The organism is Paenibacillus lactis, assembly GCF_017873605.1.
Taxonomy (GTDB): domain Bacteria; phylum Bacillota; class Bacilli; order Paenibacillales; family Paenibacillaceae; genus Paenibacillus_AQ; species Paenibacillus_AQ lactis.
This window is the reverse complement of the sequence record NZ_JAGGKI010000005.1, coordinates 112,472-137,268: the sequence shown is the minus strand read 5'-3', so window position 1 is coordinate 137,268 and position 24,797 is coordinate 112,472. Positions and strand designations below refer to the sequence as shown.

The following is a 24,797-nucleotide window of genomic DNA, read 5'->3' as shown; positions in this document are numbered from 1 at the left end:
AGGTCGTAGCCCTGCTACCGCAGACAACAAAAAGGAAGTTTAAGCGGCGATTTGTTCCCGGCATTCTACGGGGATAGATCGCCAATTTGTTTTGCGAACATCTCTCGTTGTAGTAAGCCATGTGTTCTGCCGCTCTGCCATCATTCGTGCAGCATCCGACAAATTCTATCTCTCCTGATCCCTAGCGTCCCGATGATCATGGAGTAACTCCAATTTTCCTCCAATCGTAGGCGCGCCCCTATTTATAGTTCCTTTGTTACATCGGTTTGAGGCTTGTCGTTTCTTGGGGAATAAAAAAATCCCCTCAGATCTACAGCGTTGAATTCATTGGAATAAGAACTCTTCTTTCACTGTATACCATAAGGGGATAATACCAAATTGACTTCCCTAATTATCCACTACAAGCCATGGAAGGACAGTTCACAGACCGACTGCTTTCATTAGGCTTTCGCAATCGTTGCGTTTTCTTCTTTACGCTTCTTCGCATACTCCGCCGTGGCCGTAAACAGCACGTCAGAGGAAGAATTCAGCGCGGTTTCGCAAGAGTCTTGCAAAACGCCGATAATAAAGCCTACGCCAACTACCTGCATGGCAATGTCATTCGAAATGCCGAACAAGCTGCATGCCAGCGGAATGAGCAGCAGCGACCCCCCAGCCACCCCGGAAGCGCCTGCTGCGGCAATCGCCGATAAAATGCTGAGAATAAGCGCTGTGCCAAAATCCACCTGAATCCCGAGCGTATGGACCGCTGCCAGCGTCAAGACCGAGATCGTCACCGCTGCCCCCGCCATATTGATCGTGGCGCCTAGCGGGATGGATACCGAATACGTATCCGGGTTCAGCTTTAATTTCTCGCATAATCGCATATTGATCGGTATGTTGGCCGCAGAGCTGCGGGTGAAGAACGCGGTAATGCCGCTTTCCCGAAGGCAGGTCAGCACCAGCGGATACGGATTTTTGCGCAGCCTTGCATAGACAATGAGCGGGTTCACGACAAGCGCGATAAACAGCATGCATCCGACAAGCAGGAGCAGCAGTTTCCCGTAATCGAGCAGGGACGCTAGTCCGTTTGCGGTAATGGATTCGAAGACAAGCCCCATAATACCGAACGGAGCAAGCTGGATCACCCATTTGACGATTTGGGATACCGCATCCGAGACATTTGTCAGCAGGCTTTTCGTTCCCTCCTTAGCGCTTCGCAGAGCCAGGCCCAGCAGGATCGCCCATGCCAGGATTCCGATATAATTGGCTTTCATCAGTGCGTTGACCGGATTATCGACAACCTGTAACAGCAAGGTCCTCAGCACTTCGAGAATGCCCTCTGGCGGAGTCAGGTCCGTCGATCCCGTGACCAGCGACAAGCTTACCGGAAAAATAAAACTGGCGATGACCGCCACCAGCCCCGCCAGAAATGTGCTTATACCGTACAGGACAAGGATCGATTTCATATTCGTCTGACGGCCTTTCGCATGGTTCGAGATGGCGGACATGACGAGGAACAGCACCAATACAGGGGCAACCGCTTTTAACGCGGATACAAATAAAGTACCGAATAAACCGACTCCAGTCGCACCGGGAACAATCAGGGCAAGGATAATCCCTGCAATGATCCCCGCCAAAATTCGTTTTACAAGACTTATTTGGTTCCACTTGAGAATAATTGCTTTCATCTTACTCCTCCGAAATATGCAATTTCAAAATATCAAAACGCACCGCCTCGACGCTGCAATGTAATATAGCGCTAGTTTATCATGTAAAGTGAAGATTGTATATAACTGGTAATATATATGATTGTTTCCAGAAGTTAGAATTCAAGGGGGCGGTCGGAATGAGCAAAGCCGTCATGCGATAATATTGGAGGTGTTACCAGAGTATGTATAGACCTGGGACAGCTTTCGGGACTCGTTGGGGCCGAGGCGAGGAAGTAGGGCAGAACAAGTCCTATTTAAGGATTTGCAGGGGTCAGGAGCGCCGCAAAAGACAGAACAAATCCCGTTTCGGGACTCGTTGGGGCCGAGGCGAGGAAGTAGGGCAGAACAAGTCCTATTTAAGGACTTGCAGAGGCCAGGAGGCCCGCAAAAGGAAGAACAAGTTCCGTTTCGGGACTTGCTGGAGTCGAGGCGAGGAAGTAGGGCAGCAGCTAACGGCGTTCCCCTAAAACGGGACGTGGTGTGCGTCAACCGGCGTATCATAACAGATTCGAGTCTCTAAGGGGCGTCAACTTGTTTCAGCTCATACACGTCAATCGAATCCTCTCGAATTTCCAAGGCGATCTTCGTATCATCCTTACGAAAAAAATGCACATGACCCAGACGCTCTTCCTAGATCTCGGTTTAGCCGGAAGCTCTGATCTCCTCCAGGTAAGCCTTCGGCGGATATAATCCCTGCTCGCCTCCGATATTTTCCAACTCGTACTTTGCACCCTCCGCGATATTCGGATTCCCGAACGTCGCCTCACGCTCCAGCGCTTGCTCAGGGACAGGGAAGTCCTCATGAACGGACGACATCTTGTATTCGTTGATAACAACAGGCTTGGGGGATGATGCGCAGCCGATCGTTAAGGCGAACATGACGAGCACCAGGAACGCAATCAGATTTTTTCGCACGGGAAACCTCCTTGGCAATGGATAAGTGTCTATTAATTGCGTTGAAAAATAAGTTTCTATTGTTTCCGTTGAACCGGTCATTAGAAATCATACAACAAAGGTTAATAATTATGTCACATGCCCGTCATTTTGCTCCTATTCGAGCTGCTCGAAGTTGCTCGGTAGCTTTGCAATCCTCTGGATAGGTTTGCAATGCTTCATGTTTTTGTAACGACTCTGATCTGGTAAAAGTTTCAGATGATTTCCTCGATGGTGGAGCCCCAACAGATTTTTAGCACAAACAGACACATCGGAGGTAAATAATGTTAAAATGGAAGCGAGTTAGAAGGCTGGCATGTACATTCATAGCATGACCCGCCAGCTTGGGTCAAAGCATGAACACAGGCAAACGCAGCATCATAAATTAGCATCGGTTCTTCAAGACAGGTACCGGTGAGAGTAACGATGGAGCTTTTGTTTATACGCCATGCCCAGGCAGAGCATGCGATGAATCCATTCCGCCGTTTTAGCCTTCGAAGGACGATGCGGGCGTGGAACCTCGATGTCCTGCCGGAAGCTTCTGGGTACGAGGTTACGCGATAGGAATTTTTGGTAGAGACGGGAAGTTATTGAGGAAGGTCGTCAGGGATTAACGTGGAAATAGTCAGTTGAACTAATCAGCAATATCACGCGGTAAGGAGCGTATCCATGAACAAAATCAATGTCGGAATTATCGGCACCGGCTTCGGCGCCGAGGTTCACGCCCCCATCTTCCGGCTGCATCCGGGCTTTCAACTGAAATCGATCGCCAGCGTATATCGAAGCGATCATGGAGCGAAGCGTTCGTTTCAGGACATCGCCTTTTACAGCAACTGGCGTGAAATGCTGGAATCGGAGGAGCTGGATTTGGTATCGATTGCCTCCACGCCCGCACAGCATCACGGCATGGCGCTGCAAGCCCTCCGAACCGGGCATCATGTGCTGGTAGAGAAGCCGCTCGCCATAAATGCCGGACAAACCCTGGAGCTGGTCGAAGAGGCGAATCGGCTGAAGCGATGCGCATTCGTTAATTTCTTATGGCGGCTTACACCCCTTCGGCAGCGGATTAAAGCCATGCTGGACCAAGGACTACTGGGCCGGATTCAGCATATTCGGTATTGCGGCAGCTTCTCGGGCTATTCCACTCTGGCGGGAGGGCAGCGTGGCTGGGAGGGCCGAAGCGAGGAGGGAGGCGGCTTCCTGTTCGCCGTCGGGTCCCATATGATCGATTCCCTGATGTGGTGGATGGGAGAAGAGATTGCCGAGGTTCAGGGAGATCTCAGGACGCATATTCCGAGTTATGAAGGCAGCGACGGCCGTGAGGTGCGCAATGCCGACGATGCATTTGCATTCACGGGCCGGTTCCGCAGCGGTGCGAGCTTGGCGGTGGACGTATTCCTGCCTGGCAGAACCGGTACGGGATGGAGACTGGAGATATACGGGGATGAGGGGACGCTCGTTATGCGAGATGACCGTATGTTGGAATTCAGCAGAGGAGGAGCATTGGAGCCAGTTCAGATTGAGGGCGTAGAACCGCCGAAGGGATTGACGGTTCCGGCCGTTCATTACTACGGCGGCTTCTATCCGATGATCGACAGCATCTATAGGAAGCTGACAGACAAGCCGTCGCCGCTCGAAATCCCGAACGTTGCGGACGGACACCGAACCCAGGCGGTCATGGATGCAATCCTTCGTTCATCCGAAACGGGTTCGCGGGTACAGATCGATGATCTATCCCCTTGGAATCAGGCCATTGCCGCGAGGGGGGAGGCCTAGCATGAGACGATTGCAGATCGGCATGTGGGAGCAATTTAGCCCCGATCGGTGGGAGCAGCTGGCCATGCCGCTGATCACCGGGATGGAGGTATGCTGCCTGCCGGATCGAGCCGCTTTAGCCCAGGTCCGGGATTTCTGCCGTCAGCACGGGCTTGGATATGGAATCCATGGACCGGTGCTTGCGGAAGACGGATACCGCCTGCCTGTGTTAAATGCACCCGCCCCCCGGCAGTTTAAGGAAGAGCTGCAGTACATAACCTCCGAGGTTGAGCTGGCTTCATCCTACGATGCGGACTACATCCTGTTCCACTATCCGTTTTATCCGGTGTTTCAAGAGCCCTTCACGCCCTTTCCGCGGCTTCCCGACATTGGACACCGCTACAGCTGCGAACAGCTGGGCAGAGGGCAGTTCAGGGATATCTCCATAACCTTGTTTGAACATCTCGCCGAGCTGCAGCAGCGCTTTAAGCAGCGGATCGTGTTGGAGCATGACTTCTTCGGGGATTACGGTGACATCGTGATCGATGCATTTCTGGCCTATCCGGAGATTCGTTTCGTGCTGGATACGGCAAGGCTGGATATCGCCCGCAGGGCTTTTCCCGGATTCGCCCCGTATTCCTTTATGGAGGCGCTCGCGCCGCAAATCGATGTGGTCCACTACAGCAATGTCCGTTATGAGGGCGGTACGTTCAAGCATCATCTCCCGGTGCTGCCCGAGCATGACGAGGATGAGCGGTTCGGCGACGCATATGCCTATTTGGAATACGCAGCGACGAGGAATCATCAATTTCATGTGACGTTTGAGCACGATGCCAGTCTTGTCAGCAGGCAGGAGCTGGATGCGATTTATCGGCGAACCGCTGCACTTCTCAAAGAGAAGGAGAGCTTACCGCATTCCAGCTGACCAAGGCCGCATTCCAGCTGACCAAGGCCTCTCATGCCATGTAGGCTTGCTAAAGCACGAACCTGGTTCAGCTGGAAGGTATCCGTTACGTAATGATAACGCGAAGGATGGAGGGAAACTTATGCCCTATGCCGCATACGATGATGCGGAGCTGATGCGGATCCAGTCGGAGACGTTATACCTGCTGGACGGCCGAAGGCGGATCATCGGCATCAATGAGCCGTCGCAAGCCGCCGAAACGGCAGTGTTCGTTGGCACAACACGCTTCGGACGGGAGGTGCTGGTAGCGGCAGATATGCCGGACCCCATGGAGGAAGAGCTGCGGATGCAATGCGAACGGGGGACTAACATGAGCATCGTGCAGATGAGCAAGACGATCGAGACATACATGCCGGTAAAGCAGATATGGGTCGGGCCGGCCTATGTGTTCCCGGACAAACCGATCGAGCCAGCAGCCGATCCGGGCATCGTGTTCATTGATCAATCCAACGCAGACTTGCTGGAGACCTACTTTTCAGAGATCAAGTCGGAGCTTGAGGAACGCCTGCCGGTCATAGGCTGTGTGATCGGCGATACGGCCGTATCCGTCTGCTGCTCGGCCCGGACTTCCGCCAAGGCGGCGGAGGCAAGTCTCAGCACGGCCTCCGATTTCAGGGGGCGGGGACTCGCTGCCAAAGCGGCAGCACGATGGGGCTGGGAGATTCGGCGGTTGGGGCGTATTCCGCTATACAGCACGGCTTGGGACAATCTGAGCTCACAGCGAATTGCCCGCAAATTGGACCTTTATCAGTACGGGACGGATTTTCATATCACCATTCAGAGGAATCGCTTATGATTCAAACGCTGATTGTCGTCTTTGTCCTAACGATGGTCATTCATACGGCGGAAACATTGTCCTACTCGATCCGTTATGCAGGCGTTAAGCTGAATAAAATAGCGGTAGCGCTGTCACTGACGGGCATCGTCCTGCTGGTGTCGCGGACCTCGAATTTAATCCAGGCCCCGCTCACCGCCAAATTCGTGGATTACGCCGAAGAACACACGTCATTTGACGTGCTCTCCTATTTTCGGATCATATTGCTTGCCGCTTCGATCGGCACCATCGCAGCCATTGCGCTGTTCCCGACCTTCGTCAACCTGTTCGGACGAATCATCAACAAGCTTGAAGTAGCCGGCTCCATCCCGAAGCTGATCTCGAGCGTGACGGTCGGTCAGCTCAAAAATACAAGGCATTACATAAAGAAGCCCAATCTCAGCTTGAGCCAGTTTCGATATTTGGGCGTGCCCAACCGCTTTATTTTACTTCATGTCGTCGTGACCGCTTTTTATACCGTCGGGGTGCTTTCGTCGTTGTATGCGGCTCATCTCGTGCCCGCGCATAGCACCATGGCCTCCCAAGCCTCGGGGTTAATCAACGGCATGGCTACCATTATTTTAACGATTTTTATCGACCCTCAGCTAGGCCTGATCACCGATAAAGCTACGCGGGATGAAGAAGCGAAGAATCAGCTGGGCAAGGTGTATACCATGCTCATGGTTTCGCGATTCTTCGGAACGATGCTGGCCCAGCTCGTCATCGTTCCCGCTGGATATATGATCAGCGTTATTGTCGGCTGGCTTTAGAGGAAGTCAACCTATCCGGGATTATGGGATGCAATGATGGAGGATGATGATGCTATGATTTCATGGAAACGGATCGCGCTTGAATCAGTATTGTTCGCCATCGCGGTATGCGGCGGATATATGTTGTTCGGGGTCTTCCAGGGAATGATATTGACTCAAACCTATGTGCCCGACATTCAAAGCCAGTATGAACATGTTGAACATCTGCAGTCCCAGGTATCCTTCGGCGCTGTACTGCGCGGTGGAAAACTAATTACGGTACAGGGCGCGGCCCTATTTCTGATGCTGTGCGGCTTGTATGGAAGCATAAGATATGCGTTTGCCAGGCGGAAGCGCTGACTCGCAGCATTTTTTTCGCTTGGTTTTTAGCGGCTCTCAGGATAGCGGCATAAGTCGTCACATGCAGGTGGCCAATCCCATGCGACAGGGAGGGAGCACGTTCGAACAATAAATCGTTAATATATTACACCTAAGATGCCCCCGCCTAAGAAACGGGGGTTGTGCTTTGCAGTATTTAGGCGCACTGTAGAAGAAGCTTGTTTTATTTCGGAGGCTCACAAAGCCATGAACGATCAGGATATTATAGCCGCAGTTCTTCGCGAATTGGATCACCCAATTACTCTGGAACGATGCCGGAAATTCGAATAAACGGGTCTGAATTAATATGTAAGCGCTATATTTTTTGCTTGACAGCCCAATTGTGAACGGTTTATGCTAAATCTGCGGTCCATTGGATGACCCAATTAGTGATTGTCATGAAGGATAGAGAGGGAAATCATATGACCATTAAGAAGATTAAATATCATCGGGTATATGAGGACGTCATTGAACAGATCAAAAATTTGATTTTAGAAGGAAATCTGAGCCCCGGCGATGTTCTGCCGACCGAGCGTGAGCTGGCGCAATCGTTCGGGATCAGTCGCGGAACGCTGCGGGAGGCCTTCCGCATTCTCGAGCGGGAAGGGCTGATCGAAGCAAGGCCCGGAGGGGGGCGTTTTCTCAGCAAGGCGCTGGATGTTGCGGAGGACCGAAGCCGGATTCTCGACAATATCGAACGGGCGACGATCATTGAGCTGCTGGAAGCCCGGGAGCTGTTCGAGACGGGCATTGTGGAGCTGGCGGCCAAGCGGGCAACGGAAGAGGATATCGCCGACATCGAGGCGGCCTTTGAGAAGTGGGGACAGGTCGGGTTAGATGACGAAGACCGTTCCAAGCCGGATCAGGCCTTCCATTTATCGATCGCGAAGGCCACGCATAACGTCGTGCTCGTGAATATGATCGAGCTGCACATGGACCTGCTCCAGCGCACCTTGAACAAGACCCAAGCGATCCCCGGTCGCAAAAGCGAGGTCTATGAGGAGCATCTGCTTATTTTACAGGCGATTAAGGAACGCGATCCGGTGAAGGCAAAGCTCGCCTTGCTGAACCATCTGAGCCGGGTGAAGGAGAACATACAGAACAATTACATTCATGCATAGCAGGGGAGTGGCTTCCCCTTTTTTAACACAAATTGGATAATCCAATTATCCAATGGGCATGAGTGAATATTTTGGTAAAGAGGGACTGCAGATGAATACAGACATTCGAATTTTATCCCCCTGCGGGATGCTTGGATACGGGTTTCCGGAGCAATCCTTCATGAACGGATTGAAGTACGAGCTGCACGGCATTGTGGTCGATGCTGGCTCAACCGACGGGGGACCGCATAAGCTGGGCGCCGGCGTATCCATCGTCAGCAAGCGCGCGGTAAAGAAAGACCTGAAGATCATGCTATCTGCCGGCCTCCCCCGGAACATCCCGATCATCATCGGCTCAGCCGGCGGTTCCGGCGCCAGAACGCATGTCAATTGGACGCTTGCGATCATTGACGAAATATTGAGCGAGCTTGAGATGGAGGCGAAGGTATCGGTAATCTGGGCGGACTTCACGCAAGACGAAATCCATCAGGCGAAGAGGGAAGGACGCATTCAGCCGCTTAGCCCGAACATCCCGCCGCTGACGGATGAGATGATCGATACGACAAAGAGCATCGTGGCCCAAATGGGACATGAGCCTATCGTGGAAGCGCTTCAAGCCGGCAGCGAGATCATTGTCTGCGGCCGCGCTTATGATCCGTCCCCTTTCGCAGCGATCGGCATATTCCACGGGAAGGACCCGGGGCTCTCCTACCATCTCGGCAAAATTCTCGAATGCGGCGCGCTGTGTGCAGAGCCCGGCACGACGAAGGACAGCATACTTGGCACCATAGGGGAAGACAGCTTTACCGTTCAGTCCCTGAATCCGGCACGCACCTGCAGTCCAACCAGCGTTGCGGCCCATACCTTCTATGAGAAGGAGCATCCGTACATCCTGCACGGGCCCGGCTTTACGCTGGATCTGGAGGATTGCCGGTTCGAAGAGACGGAGCCCGGCATCGTCCGCGTCAGCGGAAGCCGGTACCTTCCTGCCGAGAAATACTTCGTCAAATTGGAAGGAGCAAGGCGCGTCGCCTACCGCACCTTCGTGATTGCGGGGATCCGCGACCCGATTCTGATCGGGAAGCTGGAGGAGGTCGAGGATTACGTCCGAAGTCAGGCGAGAGAGTATTACAGCGAAATTCCCGAATCGGATTACCAGATCCGGTTTTACAATTACGGGAAGAACGGCGTACTCGGCAGCAAAGAGACGGAGCCCTTCCAGGGGCACGAGGTCGGGGTGATGTTCGAAGTGGTTGCGAGGACGCAGGAGCTGGCTAGCAGCATATGCGCCACCGTCCGATCGACCTTCCTGCATTACGGCTATGAGGGCCGGAAGGCAACGGCCGGCAATCTGGCGTTTCCATTCGCCCCAAGCGATATCGAGTTCGGCCCTGTTTACGAATTCTCCGTGTATCACCTGATGGAATTGACCGACAATGCGTTCCGTATCGAGTTTCGAAAGGGAGGTTATAAGCATGACCGTGCTCGGTGACGTGGCGAAGGTGCTGCGGAGCAAGAACTCCGGCCCCTTCGAGATTACATTGGACGTCCTGTTTGATTCCAAAGACGATTATGACAGAGTTAAACAATCCGGCTGCATTACGAAACGAACCATCTGCGATCTGTACCGGGTCAAGGAGGAACAGATTCACCATCTGGTGTTTTTTGACCAGGCACTCGGCTTCAAAGTGACCATCTCGCGGGATATTTCGTCGGGCAGCGTCGGCGACCGCGATGTGTACGGAGCACAGCAGCATGCTCCGCTGATGAAGCTGGCCATCCATCAATCAGAGGAGGAGTAGACGATGAAGGTGCTCAGACGCTTGAGGCAGGATTGGGTATTGTACGCCATGCTGGCCTTACCTCTGCTCTACTTTTTCATCTTTCACCTGATTCCGCTCTATGGCATGAAGCTCGCCTTCCAGGATTATCGCATTCTGGGCGACCATGTCTGGGTCGGCTGGAAGCATTTCAAGACCTTGTTCAGTTCGCCGGCCTTCACCAGCGTACTGGAGAACACGATCATTATCAGCTTGATGAAAATCATCTTCGTATTCCCGATTCCGATCATGCTGTCCCTGCTCATTAATGAAGTGCGCAGCAGCAAATACCGCAAGTATGTGCAATCCGTCGTCTATCTGCCGCACTTTCTGTCCTGGGTCGTCATCGCGGGGATCTGGATCAGCCTGCTGAATCCGGCGGACGGCGCGGTCAATCTGATTGCGAATTTCTTTCGATTGCCGTCGGTCGATTATATGACCAGCAAAGAGCATATCCGCTGGGTGCTTGTTTTCTCCGAAATTTGGCGGAGCGCAGGCTGGGATTCCATCATTTATCTGGCCGCGATCATGAAGATCAGCCCGGGATTATACGAGGCCGCAAAAATCGACGGCGCCACCCGGCTCCAGCAAATGCGGTACATTACGCTTCCTCATTTGTACAGCACGATTGTAACCGTCTTCATTCTGAACCTCGGCTTCTTCATGAATGCGGGCTTCGACCAAGTGTTTAACTTTATGAACGATTCCATCATCAGCGTGGTGGACATTCTGGACACCTACGTATACCGGATCGGTATCGGAAACGGGCAGTTTGCGTATGCAACCGCGGCTAGTCTGTTCAAAGGCGTCATCGGGATCGTCCTCATCCTGGGCACGCATTTCATTTCGAAACGCATCTCGGGCAAGGGCGTCTGGTAAAGGGGGAGAATGATGAGACGGCTGGAGTTTTCGAAAATCGTCATATATGTCTTGCTGTTCCTGTTCACGCTCATGGTGCTGGTTCCCATCCTGAACCTGCTGGCGCTATCCTTGACGGACCCGGGCAAGGCCCACCTGATGGGCGGTCTGGATATCGTGCCGAAAGGCTTCACAACGATCAATTATCAGCTGCTGTTTGCCAATCCGCTGATTACAGGCAGCATCATGAATTCGGTGTGGATAACCGCTGCGGGGACGTTTCTGAATCTGCTGCTGACGTCCATGGCCGCATATGTGCTGGCGAGAACGGAGTTTATCGGCAAAAAAGCGGTGCTGTTTCTCCTGATCGTCATTATGGTATTCGAGCCGGGCATGATTCCGGAGTATCTGCTGATTAAAGATCTTGGACTTATGAATACGCTTACCTCTTTGATTCTGTATAAGGCGATTAACGTGTACTACCTGTTTATCTTGATGCGGTTCATTCAGGATATTCCGGAGGAGATATTGGAAGCCTCCCGGATGGATGGCGCCGGGCATTTCCGGCTCTACACCCGGATCATTCTGCCGCTGTCGAAGCCGGGGCTTGCCACGCTGGGACTGTTCTACGGCGTGTACCACTGGAACGAATATTTTCGGGCGACGCTGTACATCTCGGAGCCGGGCAAATGGCCGCTTCAGGTGGTGTTGCGGCAGTTCGTCGTCCGCAAGGACAACACGTCCTTGATGGGCAATCAGAATATGTTCGACAGCGCCATCAATTTCGATTTTGCTTCCTTGCAGGCAGGGACGATCATCATCGCGATCGTGCCGCTGCTGTTCCTATATCCTTTCATTTTGAAATATTACGCCAAGGGCGAGCTTGAAGGAGGGGTCAAGGATTAAGCCGGGAAGGCAAGATGTATCCGCCGCGTACGTTCATTTTCTAAAAAGGGGAGAACAAACCAATGAAAAAGGTAAGCCTGTTGTTAATCGTTGCCATGCTGGTTATGGTCATGTCCGCATGCACATCGAACTCTAACTCGAACGCGCCGGGCGCCGGGCAGGAGCCGGAAGCGGCAAAGCCTGACGGAAGCGGGGATCCCGTGACGCTGAAGATCGTGTATAAGGATGAGGGGACGGCCAATCCGGTCTCCGTAAAATTTTTCGAAACGCTGGAGAAAGCATTGGCAGAAGATGAGGGGCTGAACGTAAAGTTTGAGCTCGTCGATCTGGCGCAAGGCAGCTATGCCGAGAATTTGAATCTGCTGCTGCTCGGCGGCACGATTCCGGACATCATCTATTTCCAGGGCGGCGACCAGCAAATCTCGGAGCAGGGACTGCTGGAGGATCTGACGCCGTATATCGAAAAATCCAAGTACATCAAGGACATCATGGAGCCGCATAACAAAACCCGCATGGAGAGCTATCCGTATCTAATGTGGATCAAGCCGCTCGCGCCGAAAGCGCCGGTGATCCGCGCCGACTGGTTCAATGCGATGGACAGCTCGAAAGCGCTGATCGAAAATCCGACCGTCGACAATTATTACGCCTTCTTTAAAGAGCTGGTGGAGAAAAAGCCGGGCGAAGGCAAGCCTAGTTATGCGCTGACCGCCGCCGGCGATATTGCCGAGATCAATTTCATTTTCAATACCGCTTTCGGCCTTGACACGACTTGGCTCAAGAAGGCTGACGGAACGTATGAATATTCCAAGGTATCCCAGAACGAGAAGGAAAAGCTGACCTTCTATAACAAGCTTTACAAGGAAGGTTTGCTGGACCCGCAATTCATCACGAAGCAGTGGGACACGAAGGAGGATGCCTTCTATAAAGGAGATGCGGCCGTAATTACAGGCACCGTCGGCAAAATCTTGGATCTGTACGACGGAAGAATGCAGGATCTGGGAGGCAAGGAGGCCGAGCTGATCGTGCTGCCGCCTGCCAAGGGAGACGGAGGCCAGGGCTTCGGGGCAACCGACGTAACGAAGGAATCCCGCGGACTCGCGATTTCTTCGCAGTCCCCTCACAAGGATATTGCCTTCCAGGTGTTTGATTACTTGGCAAGCCCGAAAGGACAAATGCTGGACCGTTTGGGATTCGAGAACGAGCATTTTACCGTGGAGAACGGCGAGATTGTGCTGAACGACAAATATTACAGCGAGTGGTATGCACGCTTCTGGGAGCCGACCGAGATGAAATCGGAAACGCCGCTGAAGACGCCGCTGCTTGGCAAGCCGGGAACGGAGTCGCTGAGCATGGCTTCGGAGTTTTACACCGAGGACAACAATTTCCTGATTCCCGATCAATTCGTTGCCAACTGGGATGCGATGAACAATCTGTATAAGGAATACTCGACCGATTTCATTACCGGCAAGAAGGACCTGTCCCAGTTCGATGAATTTGTTGAAGCTTGGTATGCTGCCGGAGGTACGGAAATAACGAAATATGCTAACGAGAACATCAAGTAAGGAGCTTGAAGCTGATGACATCCTTTCGTGACCGAGTAAGGGGCGTGGTCCTATCGACTGCGCTCGGGGATGCCTTGGGGGCTCCCGTCGAGAAGCTGACCTATGCGGAGATCAAGTCCAAATACGGCCGGGTGGAGTCGCTGATGACCAAGTGGCATAAGGCGGATCTTCCCGCCGATGTCCGGCTTGGCAGGATGCGGGGGGACGGCATCGTTACGGACGATACGCTGATGACCATCGCGCTGATGAAGGTGTATATGACCGAGGGCAGGCATTTGGACGCCTACGACATGGGCAATGAATTCGTGAAGGAAATCGCATTTCGCAAGACCTACGTCCCGGAGCTGGATCAAGAGACGCTGATTATTGATCGGCTGTTTTACCCGGAAAAATATATCTTCATGCGCCATGTGCTGGCAAACTGCGATCCGCGGGAGGGCGGCATCGGCAATATGGTCAACTGCGGTGCGGCGATGTACATCGCCCCGATCGGAATCGTCAATGCTTGCCATCCAAAAGCGGCTTATGATGAAGCGATTCTGTTCGCGATGGGCCATCAGAGCAGCTACGGACTGGAGGCTGCCGGTGTGCTTGCAGCCTGCGTTGCCAAAGCCTTCGAGCCGGGCGTGACGGTGGACGATATCGTCCGTACGGCGATCGCCCTCGCGAAGGACGGCACAAAAGCTGCGATCGCCGAACTGACGGAAGCGGCCCGAGGCTTGCGTCCGTTCCGGGACGATATGGACAGGGTCGTTGAGACGTTCCAAGAGATCCTGCTGAAGTACTCGCCGATGGGCGATGACGTCAGCCGTCATATCGACAAGTTGGGCGTTCCAAGCAACCATTACACACCGAGCCGGCTGTGGTCGATTGAGGAGCTGCCGCTTGCGCTTGCCTTTATGGTGCTGAATGACGGCGAGTATTACCGGACGATTCTGGACGGCGTCAATTCCGGCCGGGATACCGACTCCATCGGCGTTATGGCCGGCGTCATCCTTGGCGCTATGCATGGCTATGAAGTGATTCGGACCGAGGACATCGAGCAGTTAAACAAGGTGAACCGTCTGGATCTATGCGGCATCGCCGACCGCTTCTCCGAAATCGCAGCCGGAATCATCGAGGAGGATCTGCGGATTTATGAAAGCAGAAAACGAGTATGGATGGATGAGTTGCTTTAAACCTTTGAATTTAAAGCGTTGAATATGAACCGTTAGATTCGAACCGTTATCAAGCAACCTGATCTGAAGAATTGTCGGTCGTTTCAGCAGGATTTCGTTATCCAAGAGAGCAGGAAATCCGGACTGTGACTTGCCGGACTTGCCAGGGGCGGTAAGGCTTATTTTGAGGGAGACATCGGTATTACACGAGGCTACCGAGCTTGCCGCCCCGATCAAGGAATGAAAGAAGGAACATGACTGGCCTTGGCACAACTTGTTCAACTGGCTGGGAGGGAGAGTGGACGTTTATGTTACCTGAGAATTATGTAGAGTCGGTCTATGCCGGATTTATCGGCATGAACATCGGCATTCGGCTGGGAGCACCCATTGAGCCAGTGGCTTGGACCTACGAACGTATACGTGACGTATATGGGGATATCCGCGATTATGTGAAGCCGTATACCACGTTTGCGGCAGATGATGATGCGAACGGGCCGGTGTTTTTTATACGGGCGCTTTATGACGATGCAGCAGACCGGGAATTGGAGCCGGAGGATGTCGGCAGAGCTTGGCTCAATTATGCCCGCGAAGGCATCGGCATGTTCTGGTGGGGCGGGGAGGATGTCAGCACGGAGCATCGTGCCTACGTGAACCTCCGCAAAGGAATCCCCGCTCCGAAGTCCGGCTCGATCGAGGTGAACGGAGAGGAAATGGCGGAGCAGATCGGAGGCCAGATCTTCATCGACTCCTGGGGGCTGCTGTTCCCCGGGCGGGCGGAGAAGGCCGCCGAATACGCGGAGAAGGCGGCGAGCGTATCCCATGACGGCAACGGGCTCTATGGCGCACGCTTCATGGCTGCGTGCATCGCCAAAGCTTTCGATGCAGCTTCCGTCGGTGAAATCATAAGCGAAGGGCTGCGCATGATTCCGGCAGATTCTACGTATGCACGCGTCGTGCATGCGGTCCTGGATTTCCATCGCGAGCATCCCGAAGATTTCAGGGCATGCCGGCAATACCTGGAGGACCACTGGGGCTATGATAAATACACCGGGGTGTGCCATATTATCCCGAATGCCGGCGTATGCGTGCTTGCCCTGCTGTATGGCGAAGGGGATTTCGCCCGTACGGTCGAGATCGCGTCGATGTGCGGCTGGGATACAGACTGCAACGCAGGCAATGTCGGCAGCATTCTTGGTGTATACGGCGGTCTGGCCGGCATTCCGGACCACTATCGCAAGCCGATCAATGATTTTATCGTTGCCTCGAGCGTATCCGGCTATTTGAATCTGGTCGACTTCCCCACCTTCGCCAGGGAGCTTGCGCTGCTCGGCTATCGGCTGAACGGAGAAACGGCCCCTCAGGATTTGGTGGAGCGCGTGAAGCCGGGCGAGGTGTACTTCGATTTTGATCTGCCGGGCTCAACCCACGGCTTCCGCACCAGCAATCCGTTCAAGACGCCTGTTGTCAGGCACTCGGTGCAGCATTCATATGACGGCAGGGGCTCGCTCGAAATTGTGTTTGACCGATTGGTTGAGGGTGACAGCAGCAAAATTTATTACAAGCCGTTCTACCGAAGAGCCGAGTTCAATGACGAGAAATATAAGCCGACCTTTGCTCCGCTGGCCTATAGCGGTCAAACCGTTTCTGCGAAAATCTATGCGGATCAATGGGAGGGTGAGCCGGTCACGCTGACACCATACGTACGCAACACTTATAATAGAGAAGAAATATTGCTGAGCCCGGTTACGCCGGAGAATGGAAAGTGGAACGATGTCGAATGGGTGATTCCGGATACCAATGGGGCCATGATCGATGAGATCGGCTGGATCTTGGAGAGCCCTTCCCCTCTCGCAGACCGAGCCATCGGCCGGCTGTTCATCGGACAGTTCCGCATTACGGGCGAGGCGAAATACGCCATCGATTTTTCCAAGCAGGCCAAGGAATTCGGCTCAGTCACCCCGTTCTCCCACCATCGGGGAGTATGGGAGCTGCGCGATGGCGCACTCTGGGGGAAGGCAGAAGGGGATGCCTCATCCTACTCTGGCAATTACTATGCGAAGGACATGGAGGTCGAAGCGGTTATCACGCCGATCTCGGGGGACAGCCATTGTCTCATCGTAAGAGCGCAGGGCGTGATGAGGCACTATTTGGCCGGCTTTGACGGTCCGAACGCCGTATCGTTTATCAAGCAGGATTTCGGAGTGAAACGGCTCATCACCGCAAGATACGATTGGGAGCATGGGCAGGAATATCATTTCAAGCTGAAAGCGCAGAAGGATCATTTCACTTTGTATATCAATGGAGAAAGTGTTCTGGAGTGCAAGGACGCTGCATTTGAACACGGCATGTTCGGGTTCGGCTGTCTGGAGGATGGGGAGCTCGAAATTCGAAAGGTTCAGGTCCGAACGTCCGTATCGTAACTAGAGACAACAAGGGAGGAGATCGATGTGGGTAAGCTGTACGTCATTGGCAGCATCAACATGGATGTGGTCAGCAGCGTATCGCAGTTCCCGCTGCCGGGGGAGACGATTCACAGCAGCGGAACGTCCTTCTTCCCCGGAGGGAAAGGGGCGAATCAGGCCGTGGCCGCCGCAATGGCCGGCGCGGAGTGTGCGATGATCGGAGCGGTCGGCCAAGATCCGTTTGGCGATACGCTCGTTTCTTCCCTGGAGGATCGGGGAGTAGAGGTGAAGTCCGTTCTAGCCAAGGAAGGCACCTCGGGCATGGCGATTATTACGGTTAATGAAGAAGGCGAGAATCATATCGTGTTGTCAGCGGGAGCCAACGGCCAATTAACGGAGGCTGATGTCCAAGCGGAGGTCCGCTTTGAGGATGTTTATGCAGTCCTGCTGCAAAATGAAATCCCGTGGGAGACAAACGTGGCTGTCATTCAGTCTGCGAGTGCAGCGGGGGTTCGCGTCTGGCTGAACCCGGCTCCTGCTCGGGCTTTGCCTCCGTCGCTGTTTCCGCTGCTGGATACATTGATTCTGAATGAGACGGAGGCGGCTGCCGTCAGCGGCGTGAAGGTGGAAGACCCGATGACGGCCGAGCTTGCCGCAGGGAAATTGTTAGGCCTGGGAACGGAGAACGTGATCGTTACACTGGGAGAGCAGGGATGCTTCTATGCAAATCGCCGAGGAGAACGGATCACCGTGCCGGCTTGCCGCGTGAAGCCCGTGGATACGACGGCCGCAGGCGATACCTTTATCGGTGCATATGCGGCAGCGAGTTCAGGGGGCATGGCAACCGAAGCTGCGCTTCGATTCGCTGCAGCTGCCGCCGCGTTAACGGTCACACGGCCCGGTGCACAGGCTTCCATCCCGTCCAAGCAGGAAATCGAGTTGTTCTTGGAGAAGCAGCCGGCATCAGCTCATTGATGGAGCACTTCTGTTCGGAGGATTTACCCTAAGCAGCCAATAGCCAATAAGCTATAGAGGACGTTTACTTAAAGCTCCCTCTATGGTTTTTTGGCTTTTTCTTAAGACTGGGCGGCTTGAACAATGTTCAAATTTTAAGTATGTACTCATTCAGCCATGTTCTTGCAACATGTTGCGGCACCCCCGTTCATACAATGTAGAGTCAGCGAAATGATGAATGAAACGGGGGATTGAATGTAATGGCCAAGCAAAAAAGAGGAAAGGCGCTGTGGCATCTGCCCAGCCGAGCCCGGGGCACGTGTCCGGTGTGCGGAAGCACGCGAACGAAGCTGCTGTATCCGCGGACGAAGACGGACGGAACGGCACTGAAGGTGTGCAAGCGCTGCGACGTCGCATCACAGGAGCGAATTGACGCGGCGGTCTGACCGGCGGTTGCGGTACTCAAAGGCGATTTGATTGTAATCAAGCCTCAAATCCTGCTCGGGTGGAGTCTCGATCTACTAAGGGGCTTTCGTTTGCTTAAAGGAATATCTTGTGAACTTTGCTGTATTGCCGGCAGGGATTAACTGGAATATAATAGGTTTACTTGTTGACTGAGCATAGACCGTTTTCCATTAGGAGGCGGTCTTTGGCTTTTTCGCGGGAGGATGTAATCGTTCGGACGAGCCTTCGCCGTTATTCCTTCTGTAACTATTTTTCTGAAAATGCAGCTAAGCCTTAAAGTTGTGCGCTCGGTTAAAATCAGTCTTGTTTTCAAAACTTGGATGTTACGGCATGCTTGCAGGAGGTGAATGGAATGTTAGAGGAACGCTTAAAGAGCTGGATCAGGGAGCATCAGCCATTAATGGCTGATTTGCAGCGGGTGCGGGAGCTGGACCTGCCGCAATGCTATATTGCTGCAGGCTATATCCGCAACTATGCGTGGGATATTCTCCATGGATATGATCGTTCCGATCGGCACAGCGATATCGATGTGGTGTTTTTTGATCCGGACGATGCTTCCGAGGACCGGGACGAGCATCTGGAGCGGAGACTAAAGGAAGAGACGCTGAATCCCAAGTGGTCCGTCAAGAATCAGGCCCGAATGCATATCAAGAATGGGGACGGGCCTTACCAGTCAACAGCAGATGCGATGTCGATGTGGCCCGAAACCGCTACGGCCATCGGGGCTAGGCTAAATCCGGCTGGAGGAATCGAGCTGATCTGCCCGTATGGACTGGAAGATTTATTCGGGCTTCGCGTCAGGCGCTCCCCCGCATTCTTAAAGCGTGAGTATTATCTGGAAAGGGTACTAAGAAAGGAGTGGGCGAGCCAGTGGCCGCTGCTTACGATTTTTGAGGATTAGCGCTTGAAGCCTGCCCTCATTTAGCGGCACATGTGGACATCGCCTAAGCTATGCCGCAACAGGAAGGGAGAGATCGAGATGAGTGATTTTCAGCAAGCCCGCGAGAAGGAAATAGCTTATCACGAGCAGTTTTACGATCAAACCGCATTGTTTGAGCAGGGGACCTGGCTGGCGCGGCCAGTAGCCGCGGTTATGGATCATCTGGAGCTGCTGAAGGTCCAGAACATGCGGGTTTTGGATTTAGGCTGCGGCGTCGGCCGGAACAGCATTCCGATGGCTCAGCGGATCCAGGACATGAACGGGACGGTCGTCTGTGTGGATCTGCTCGAGTCGGCAATCACGAAGCTGCGGCAGTATGCCGAGCAGTATGGCGTTGCGTCCCATATCGAGACGCACGTGGCGGATGCCCAGTATTTTCGAATCACGCCGGGCATGTATCATTATATTGTGGCTTGCTCCTGCCTCGAGCACCTCACCTCGGAGGAAGCGTTCGTTGCCAAGCTCGAAGAGATGCAGGAAGGCACCGCTCCCCTTGGTATCCACTGCATCATGATCAACACGAATGTAAAGGAAATAGATGTGGAGACGGGCAAGGAGCAGGAGGGCTTGATCGAACTGAATCTTCCAACGGAACGCGCCTTCTCGATCCTGCATCGTTTATATGCCGATTGGGAGATCCTATGTGAGCGGCAGGTCCATCAGGAAATTCCCGAGGTCCACGACGGCAGGGATATAATGTTTTGCGGCGAATGGATTACCTTCACTGCACGAAAAGGAGCGCGGTAAGTTTGGAGAAATATACCCATCTCGGCATTTATGGCGTATTGATTCGCAGTCAGCGCCTATTGCTGGTTCAGAAAGCCCGGGGTCCTCATCGGGGGAAATGGGATCTGCCCGGCGGATCGGTCGAGTTCGGAGAAGAGCCCGAGCGAACGCTGCAGCGTGAATTTCTGGAGGAGACAGGCCTATCGTCCGTCCAGGGAACGATTCGGACTGCGGTCTCCTATACGATGATCTATCAATATGATGAGAACAGGCTGGAGGAGCTCCATCATATCGGGATCATCTATGATGTTCAGCTGGCGGATGAGCCGGCAGGTTTGAAATCGGAAGGGGACGGCGAGGATTCGTTAGGCGCGGCATGGATTCCGCTGGAGCAGCTGAGCGGGCTGCCGCTGACGCCGTTTGCGGAGATGATGGCTGAACAGATCATGGGCGAGGACGATAAGCGGATCACGAAGAATGATCTCAAGCCGCACATGAGCGAGGAATAATTGGTTTTTCCAAAGTATTTTCTTGTGAAACGTAAAATACGGCTTCCGCGATCCAGGATCATCGAACCAGGAGGAGCATCGTGAAATGCAAAAAGCAGGCCCGAATCGGAGTGAAGCCGATTCAGGCCTGCTTCTGTATGTAATTCAGCTAGAATTTGAAAATATTGATCGTCTTCTGCAGCTGGAAGACAGCGTTGTTCATTGCCTCTGCTTCTTCGGCCATCTTCTTGATTGAGGTAATCCCCTCGTTCATGGAGGCGGATACCTGCTCCGTCCCTGCTGCGGACTGCTGGGTAATGGCCGAAATGTTCTGAATGGCGGCGGATATGCTCTGCGCGCTCTCCAGCATGGACTCGCTTTCCTTGGAGAAGGCGGCAATCTGCTCGGTGATGTACTGCACGCTGCTTACGATCTGCATGAAGACTTCCTCGGCTTCCCGGATCAGCTCCGTTTGTTGGCGCACGACATCCTCATTGATCTTAATGTTCTGGGTCGCATGCTTAATGTCTGCCTCAATGCTGCGAACCAGATTGAACACTTCACGCGTGGAGGAGGTCGATTCCTCCGCGAGCTTTCGAACCTCCTGGGCTACAACGGCAAAGCCGGCGCCGTGCTCGCCGGCACGGGCCGCCTCGATTGAAGCGTTTAATGACAGCAGATTCGTCTGATCGGCCAGCTCGGATATCGTTTCGGTAATTTTCGTAATGCCTTTGGCGTTTCGCGCGAGCGCATCAATGGATTCGGATACTTTGGCCGTTGCCTCGATATTTCGCAGCATGCCGGCCGATTGCCGGGATACCGATTCTCTTCCTTGCTCCACCAGCTGCAAAGTTGCCATCGACCGGGAGTTCATTTCATGGGTTGAGTGGGTGTAATTGCCGACCTTCTCCTCGATTTCCTTGATCGAGTCGGTCATTGCGGACACGTCCTCCGATATTTCGCCTGCTCCGACGGCCAGCTCTCCTGCAGAAAGCGATACCTGGTTCATGACCTGGATAAGCTCCTGATTTTTCGTTGATATATTCCGGCTTGAAGCCATGACGCTGCGGGTGATGTCGGAGGTTTCCTGAAGGATTTTGCGGAGCTTGTCCACCATGCTGTTGAAGGTTCTGCTGAGATCATTCATTCCGCCCATCTCTTCTACCTGGAAGGTAAAATCTCCTTTGGCAATTTTGGCGGAGACGCTGGAGATTTCGGAGAACGTGCTCGTAAGCGCTCTCTCAATGACACGGGAAAGTGGATAAGTGAGTCCGATTAGCACCGCAACAAGTACGATACCAATGACCGCTTTGCCTACGAGTATAAAGGCGATCAGCATTGGAAGCGCGAACAAGGCGGCAATGAGATAACAGGCTGCTGTGATTTTTTGAGCGATCGGGAGTCTGTTGAACCATGCCATACGAATGAATCCTCCTCAAGCTATATAGGATATTTTTACCATGATTATATCATCGTGCGACAAAAGTAGATACAAGGAATTACAAAATTTTCAATCAGGTGAGTCTAAAGACCCTGAATGAAACCCGGAAGATTCTGATCTAATGTTATCCTCGTACAGAACTCGTGAAAAAGAGAGCGGATTTGTGAACGCTTATGCGCTACAAACCCGCTCCAACGATTGTCTATTTCTCTGCCCGGAACAATGCGGAGGCCAAATATTCGGTGTTATCGAGAATCATGCGGTCATGCTTGAAGACCGTCTCCCAGAGTGCAAGGTCGAGCAATATTCCTTTATCCCGCTGCTCATAGGCATCCAGATGGCGTGTCTGTTCCTCCTTCAACTTCTCGTTGAAATGATTGTATTCCAGCACCTCGGCCTGCTTGAAGCCGCTGCCCAGCAGCGCATCGCGCCATTTCTCCCGGTCCATGAGGCGGGGGATGCCGAAGAAGGCAAGCAGCTCGTTGAGCTGCGGTTCAGGCATGCTCTTATCCAGAATCAGCTCCCTGTCCATTAAAATTCCGCCGGCATCCAGAACGCGGTAATATTCCGGAATGGAGCGCGACGTATCGGTGAAGACGGTGACCGACTCGGCCAGAATGACATCGAATTGATTGTCCGGAAAAGGCAGCGAGCATACGTCTGCCTGAAGAAATTCCACATCACTGCCCATCGCCGCTGCTCTTGCTTTTGCTTTTGTAATCATATGCTCATTCAGATCAATGGCCGTCACTTGGTAGCCTAGGCCGGCTAGGTGACAGGCCGTTCGGCCGGTTCCGCAGCCAACCTCCAGAATTCGGCTGCTCGGCCTGATAGGGTACGAATTCAGCATTCTCAGAGTGGCCTCGAATCCCCCGGGGTGGGCGCTGCCCATCCCTAATTTGGACAGCATGTTAATGTAATTCATCGAATGGATCCCTACTTTCGTTATCTGCATAAGGATATTTGTTTATTTACCATATGATTGAGGTACGTTTGGGGTTTTCGCTGAATTTACTATTTTGAGCCCTTTTTTTGAAGATATGAGCGGTTTGGGGGAAATACGCATGAAGATGGAGCCGATTCAGGCCGCAAGGAAGGTCGTGTCGGAACAATATCCGGATTGTCTGCTGGCTGTACTGGGGGGCAGTGCTTCCAGGGGAGAGCATAACGAGCACTCAGACCTTGACGTGATCATTGTAGAGAGAGAAGGCGAAGGGCTGAGGAGAAGGACGATTGAAGCTGCCGGCTGGATCGTAGAGCTGTTTATTTTATCTAGCTCCGGCTATCGCGAAGATTTTGACGCAGGCATCGTTGCGGCGAATCCGACGTTGCAGCGGATCATGGCTGAAGGCGTTGTTCTCTGCTCGCTACCGGAAGGGGAAGCCATTCGCGGGGAGGCCCAGGCTGATCTGGATTACGGCCCGCTGCCATTAACGATGTCCGATATTGACGCAGCCCGGTACATGATCACCGAATACATGATGGATCTTAAGCAGGCCAAAGGGGACGGGGAAGCCTGGTTTACCGTTCAAAAAATATCGACTTTGCTCTGCGAGTTTGTCCTGAGGGTGAACCGGCAATGGACGGGGGAAGGGAAGACGCTGTTCCGGCTGGTCTCCGGCTTCGATCCGCATTTTAGCGAGCGGTTGGTGCAAGCGCTGGAGGCGATGTACCGTACCCGGCAATCGCATCAGCTCATGAAGCTGTGCGAGCAGGTTTTGCTCCCTTACGGAGGCCAGCTGCTTGTCGGATATGAAGAATAAGGCCATCGGCTGGGGGAAAAGACAAGCGGTACAGCTGCCGTGACCGTCGTTCTTTCCGGCTCATACCTTAATATGTGATGACATCACGTATTTCAATAAATCCAGGAGGGATCGTCATGAGCGGAGCATATGGTGGAGATGTTTGGGGCACATCAACGGGTATTATACTGGTTCTCTTTATCCTGCTCGTAATCATCTCGCTTGCTTGGGTTTAATTCATCAAGGATACGCGGTGGATAGCACAAGGACTCGGCATATCGCCGGGTCCTTGTCTGCTTAAGCGTGCATATTATACGCTATTCTGCTTTGGCGATGGACTGTGCGCGGAGACGACAGCGGTCATCACGAGGTGGCTGGTATCTGTCTGGATGGCATGCTTGAACGCATCCTCGAGGGATTCGAATACGCGAGTGAGCGTTCCGTCGAGACGGCTTGCGTAATGGACGCTGCCCCCGAAGGTTCCCTTTTCCTTGGCGCGCTGCACTTCTCCGTAGATAATATCCATATAATGCTCGGTTCCGAGCGGATACAAGGCGAACTGGCAGGCGGTTTCAATATCCGCGTGTGGTCCAAGCTCGCTGTTTAACACCCCGGAATCCTCAGACATATAGACATCCGCATCCGTATCGCCTGGGCAGCCGATGGAGTAGGTCCCATTAAAGACTGTATGTACGCCGGAAGCTGCCGCATGGGCGAATATCGCACGGGTAACGTCAAATACGTGCTCGGCACGTCCGCGAACACAAGTACTGACATCATCGGTATGAATCCATACCTTATCCGTATGCACAGACTCCAACGCCCCCACAATCACTTCGACGAAGCGGTCCGTCATCGGAAATACCGAGAACCGGCAGCCAACAATCCGGCTGGTTCCGCATGCTAACTCATTCATTGTAGATTCCTCCTGCAGCATAAATTTGAGAATGCA

General features: G+C 53.2%; 25 protein-coding genes. 20 read left to right on the top strand and 5 right to left on the bottom strand.

Annotated features, from left to right (window positions below):
- Positions 1-440 precede the first annotated feature (440 nt).
- A complete protein-coding gene (gene sstT / locus J2Z18_RS11535) occupies positions 441-1,670 on the bottom strand; it encodes a serine/threonine transporter SstT (protein ID WP_007132198.1) in 1,230 nt (409 codons plus the stop codon).
- A gap of 663 nt (positions 1,671-2,333) precedes the next feature.
- Positions 2,334-2,606 carry a hypothetical protein gene (locus J2Z18_RS11530; RefSeq protein WP_007132196.1) on the bottom strand — a complete coding sequence of 91 codons (273 nt, stop codon included), beginning with the start codon at positions 2,604-2,606 and terminating at the stop codon, positions 2,334-2,336.
- A gap of 687 nt (positions 2,607-3,293) precedes the next feature.
- Between J2Z18_RS11530 and J2Z18_RS11525 the strand changes: the two genes are divergently transcribed.
- From J2Z18_RS11525 to J2Z18_RS11440, 18 genes are all read left to right on the top strand, one after another.
- Positions 3,294-4,400, top strand: coding sequence for a Gfo/Idh/MocA family protein (locus tag J2Z18_RS11525; protein ID WP_007132195.1), 1,107 nt, complete (start codon positions 3,294-3,296; stop codon positions 4,398-4,400).
- 1 nt (position 4,401) lies between these two features.
- Positions 4,402-5,304, top strand: coding sequence for an IolE/MocC family protein (locus J2Z18_RS11520; RefSeq protein ID WP_007132194.1), 903 nt, complete (start codon positions 4,402-4,404; stop codon positions 5,302-5,304).
- Between the two features lie 121 nt (positions 5,305-5,425).
- Positions 5,426-6,139, top strand: coding sequence for a GNAT family N-acetyltransferase (locus J2Z18_RS11515; RefSeq protein WP_210094722.1), 714 nt, complete (start codon positions 5,426-5,428; stop codon positions 6,137-6,139).
- Positions 6,136-6,927, top strand: a complete 792-nt coding sequence (locus J2Z18_RS11510; protein WP_007132191.1) for a lipid II flippase Amj family protein — start codon at positions 6,136-6,138, stop codon at positions 6,925-6,927. Before J2Z18_RS11515 ends, J2Z18_RS11510 begins: the two co-directional genes overlap by 4 nt.
- 54 nt (positions 6,928-6,981) lie before the next feature.
- On the top strand, positions 6,982-7,266 hold the full coding sequence (locus J2Z18_RS11505; protein ID WP_007132190.1) for a hypothetical protein: 285 nt from the start codon (positions 6,982-6,984) through the stop codon (positions 7,264-7,266).
- Positions 7,267-7,706: 440 nt separating this feature from the next.
- Positions 7,707-8,405 (top strand): FadR/GntR family transcriptional regulator, encoded by a 699-nt coding sequence (locus J2Z18_RS11500; RefSeq protein WP_007132189.1) that lies wholly within the window; start codon positions 7,707-7,709, stop codon positions 8,403-8,405.
- 91 nt (positions 8,406-8,496) lie between these two features.
- Positions 8,497-9,876: an acyclic terpene utilization AtuA family protein gene (locus J2Z18_RS11495; protein ID WP_034273300.1), complete on the top strand. Its 1,380-nt coding sequence runs from the start codon at positions 8,497-8,499 to the stop codon at positions 9,874-9,876.
- The gene (locus tag J2Z18_RS11490; RefSeq protein WP_007132187.1) at positions 9,860-10,186 is read left to right on the top strand and encodes a DUF4387 domain-containing protein; all 327 of its coding nucleotides are present in this window, start codon (positions 9,860-9,862) and stop codon (positions 10,184-10,186) included. Before J2Z18_RS11495 ends, J2Z18_RS11490 begins: the two co-directional genes overlap by 17 nt.
- Positions 10,187-10,189: 3 nt before the next feature.
- A complete protein-coding gene (locus J2Z18_RS11485; RefSeq protein ID WP_007132186.1) occupies positions 10,190-11,083 on the top strand; it encodes an ABC transporter permease in 894 nt (297 codons plus the stop codon).
- 9 nt (positions 11,084-11,092) lie between these two features.
- The gene (locus tag J2Z18_RS11480) at positions 11,093-11,968 is read left to right on the top strand and encodes a carbohydrate ABC transporter permease (protein ID WP_232239323.1); all 876 of its coding nucleotides are present in this window, start codon (positions 11,093-11,095) and stop codon (positions 11,966-11,968) included.
- A gap of 62 nt (positions 11,969-12,030) precedes the next feature.
- Positions 12,031-13,530, top strand: coding sequence for an extracellular solute-binding protein (locus tag J2Z18_RS11475; RefSeq protein WP_007132184.1), 1,500 nt, complete (start codon positions 12,031-12,033; stop codon positions 13,528-13,530).
- A 14-nt stretch (positions 13,531-13,544) separates the two neighbouring features.
- Positions 13,545-14,708, top strand: a complete 1,164-nt coding sequence (locus J2Z18_RS11470; RefSeq protein WP_007132183.1) for an ADP-ribosylglycohydrolase family protein — start codon at positions 13,545-13,547, stop codon at positions 14,706-14,708.
- 287 nt (positions 14,709-14,995) lie between these two features.
- On the top strand, positions 14,996-17,107 hold the full coding sequence (locus J2Z18_RS11465; protein WP_210094721.1) for an ADP-ribosylglycohydrolase family protein: 2,112 nt from the start codon (positions 14,996-14,998) through the stop codon (positions 17,105-17,107).
- Positions 17,108-17,134: 27 nt separating this feature from the next.
- Positions 17,135-18,064 carry a ribokinase gene (gene rbsK, locus J2Z18_RS11460; protein WP_210094720.1) on the top strand — a complete coding sequence of 310 codons (930 nt, stop codon included), beginning with the start codon at positions 17,135-17,137 and terminating at the stop codon, positions 18,062-18,064.
- A 239-nt stretch (positions 18,065-18,303) separates the two neighbouring features.
- The gene (locus J2Z18_RS11455; protein ID WP_007132180.1) at positions 18,304-18,489 is read left to right on the top strand and encodes a hypothetical protein; all 186 of its coding nucleotides are present in this window, start codon (positions 18,304-18,306) and stop codon (positions 18,487-18,489) included.
- 371 nt (positions 18,490-18,860) lie between these two features.
- A complete protein-coding gene (locus J2Z18_RS11450) occupies positions 18,861-19,409 on the top strand; it encodes a nucleotidyltransferase family protein (RefSeq protein ID WP_210094719.1) in 549 nt (182 codons plus the stop codon).
- A 78-nt stretch (positions 19,410-19,487) separates the two neighbouring features.
- Positions 19,488-20,195, top strand: coding sequence for a class I SAM-dependent methyltransferase (locus tag J2Z18_RS11445; RefSeq protein ID WP_210094718.1), 708 nt, complete (start codon positions 19,488-19,490; stop codon positions 20,193-20,195).
- A 2-nt stretch (positions 20,196-20,197) separates the two neighbouring features.
- Complete coding sequence (locus J2Z18_RS11440) at positions 20,198-20,683, top strand: NUDIX hydrolase (protein WP_144870805.1); 486 nt, start codon at positions 20,198-20,200, stop codon at positions 20,681-20,683.
- 148 nt (positions 20,684-20,831) lie between these two features.
- Here the strand turns inward: J2Z18_RS11440 and J2Z18_RS11435 are convergent, their stop codons facing one another.
- Positions 20,832-22,082 (bottom strand): methyl-accepting chemotaxis protein, encoded by a 1,251-nt coding sequence (locus J2Z18_RS11435; protein ID WP_007132176.1) that lies wholly within the window; start codon positions 22,080-22,082, stop codon positions 20,832-20,834.
- A gap of 223 nt (positions 22,083-22,305) precedes the next feature.
- Positions 22,306-23,028, bottom strand: coding sequence for a class I SAM-dependent methyltransferase (locus tag J2Z18_RS11430; protein ID WP_007132175.1), 723 nt, complete (start codon positions 23,026-23,028; stop codon positions 22,306-22,308).
- 139 nt (positions 23,029-23,167) lie between these two features.
- On the opposite strand from J2Z18_RS11430, the gene J2Z18_RS11425 reads away from it, so the two are divergent.
- Together J2Z18_RS11425 and J2Z18_RS11420 are read left to right on the top strand one after the other, a co-directional pair.
- Positions 23,168-23,866 (top strand): nucleotidyltransferase domain-containing protein, encoded by a 699-nt coding sequence (locus J2Z18_RS11425; protein WP_028405362.1) that lies wholly within the window; start codon positions 23,168-23,170, stop codon positions 23,864-23,866.
- A 116-nt stretch (positions 23,867-23,982) separates the two neighbouring features.
- Positions 23,983-24,081 (top strand): sporulation protein YjcZ, encoded by a 99-nt coding sequence (locus J2Z18_RS11420; RefSeq protein ID WP_007132173.1) that lies wholly within the window; start codon positions 23,983-23,985, stop codon positions 24,079-24,081.
- Between the two features lie 74 nt (positions 24,082-24,155).
- Here J2Z18_RS11420 and J2Z18_RS11415 read toward each other — a convergent pair whose 3' ends face one another.
- Entirely contained in the window at positions 24,156-24,761 is a 606-nt protein-coding gene (locus tag J2Z18_RS11415; RefSeq protein WP_028405361.1) for a YkoF family thiamine/hydroxymethylpyrimidine-binding protein, read from the bottom strand.
- Positions 24,762-24,797 lie beyond the last annotated feature (36 nt).

Excerpts from the sequence above, each read along its gene's own strand:
- sstT (WP_007132198.1), bottom strand. The coding sequence starts at position 1,670 with ATGAAAGCAATTATTCTCAAGTGGAACCAAATAAGTCTTGTAAAACGA.
- J2Z18_RS11525 (WP_007132195.1), top strand. The coding sequence starts at position 3,294 with ATGAACAAAATCAATGTCGGAATTATCGGCACCGGCTTCGGCGCCGAG.
- J2Z18_RS11520 (WP_007132194.1), top strand. The coding sequence starts at position 4,402 with ATGAGACGATTGCAGATCGGCATGTGGGAGCAATTTAGCCCCGATCGG.
- J2Z18_RS11515 (WP_210094722.1), top strand. The coding sequence starts at position 5,426 with ATGCCCTATGCCGCATACGATGATGCGGAGCTGATGCGGATCCAGTCG.
- J2Z18_RS11510 (WP_007132191.1), top strand. The coding sequence starts at position 6,136 with ATGATTCAAACGCTGATTGTCGTCTTTGTCCTAACGATGGTCATTCAT.
- J2Z18_RS11505 (WP_007132190.1), top strand. The coding sequence starts at position 6,982 with ATGATTTCATGGAAACGGATCGCGCTTGAATCAGTATTGTTCGCCATC.
- J2Z18_RS11500 (WP_007132189.1), top strand. The coding sequence starts at position 7,707 with ATGACCATTAAGAAGATTAAATATCATCGGGTATATGAGGACGTCATT.
- J2Z18_RS11495 (WP_034273300.1), top strand. The coding sequence starts at position 8,497 with ATGAATACAGACATTCGAATTTTATCCCCCTGCGGGATGCTTGGATAC.
- J2Z18_RS11490 (WP_007132187.1), top strand. The coding sequence starts at position 9,860 with ATGACCGTGCTCGGTGACGTGGCGAAGGTGCTGCGGAGCAAGAACTCC.
- J2Z18_RS11485 (WP_007132186.1), top strand. The coding sequence starts at position 10,190 with ATGAAGGTGCTCAGACGCTTGAGGCAGGATTGGGTATTGTACGCCATG.
- J2Z18_RS11480 (WP_232239323.1), top strand. The coding sequence starts at position 11,093 with ATGATGAGACGGCTGGAGTTTTCGAAAATCGTCATATATGTCTTGCTG.
- J2Z18_RS11475 (WP_007132184.1), top strand. The coding sequence starts at position 12,031 with ATGAAAAAGGTAAGCCTGTTGTTAATCGTTGCCATGCTGGTTATGGTC.
- J2Z18_RS11470 (WP_007132183.1), top strand. The coding sequence starts at position 13,545 with ATGACATCCTTTCGTGACCGAGTAAGGGGCGTGGTCCTATCGACTGCG.
- J2Z18_RS11465 (WP_210094721.1), top strand. The coding sequence starts at position 14,996 with ATGTTACCTGAGAATTATGTAGAGTCGGTCTATGCCGGATTTATCGGC.
- J2Z18_RS11455 (WP_007132180.1), top strand. The coding sequence starts at position 18,304 with ATGGCCAAGCAAAAAAGAGGAAAGGCGCTGTGGCATCTGCCCAGCCGA.
- J2Z18_RS11450 (WP_210094719.1), top strand. The coding sequence starts at position 18,861 with ATGTTAGAGGAACGCTTAAAGAGCTGGATCAGGGAGCATCAGCCATTA.
- J2Z18_RS11445 (WP_210094718.1), top strand. The coding sequence starts at position 19,488 with ATGAGTGATTTTCAGCAAGCCCGCGAGAAGGAAATAGCTTATCACGAG.
- J2Z18_RS11435 (WP_007132176.1), bottom strand. The coding sequence starts at position 22,082 with ATGGCATGGTTCAACAGACTCCCGATCGCTCAAAAAATCACAGCAGCC.
- J2Z18_RS11430 (WP_007132175.1), bottom strand. The coding sequence starts at position 23,028 with ATGAATTACATTAACATGCTGTCCAAATTAGGGATGGGCAGCGCCCAC.
- J2Z18_RS11425 (WP_028405362.1), top strand. The coding sequence starts at position 23,168 with ATGAAGATGGAGCCGATTCAGGCCGCAAGGAAGGTCGTGTCGGAACAA.
- J2Z18_RS11420 (WP_007132173.1), top strand. The coding sequence starts at position 23,983 with ATGAGCGGAGCATATGGTGGAGATGTTTGGGGCACATCAACGGGTATT.
- J2Z18_RS11415 (WP_028405361.1), bottom strand. The coding sequence starts at position 24,761 with ATGAATGAGTTAGCATGCGGAACCAGCCGGATTGTTGGCTGCCGGTTC.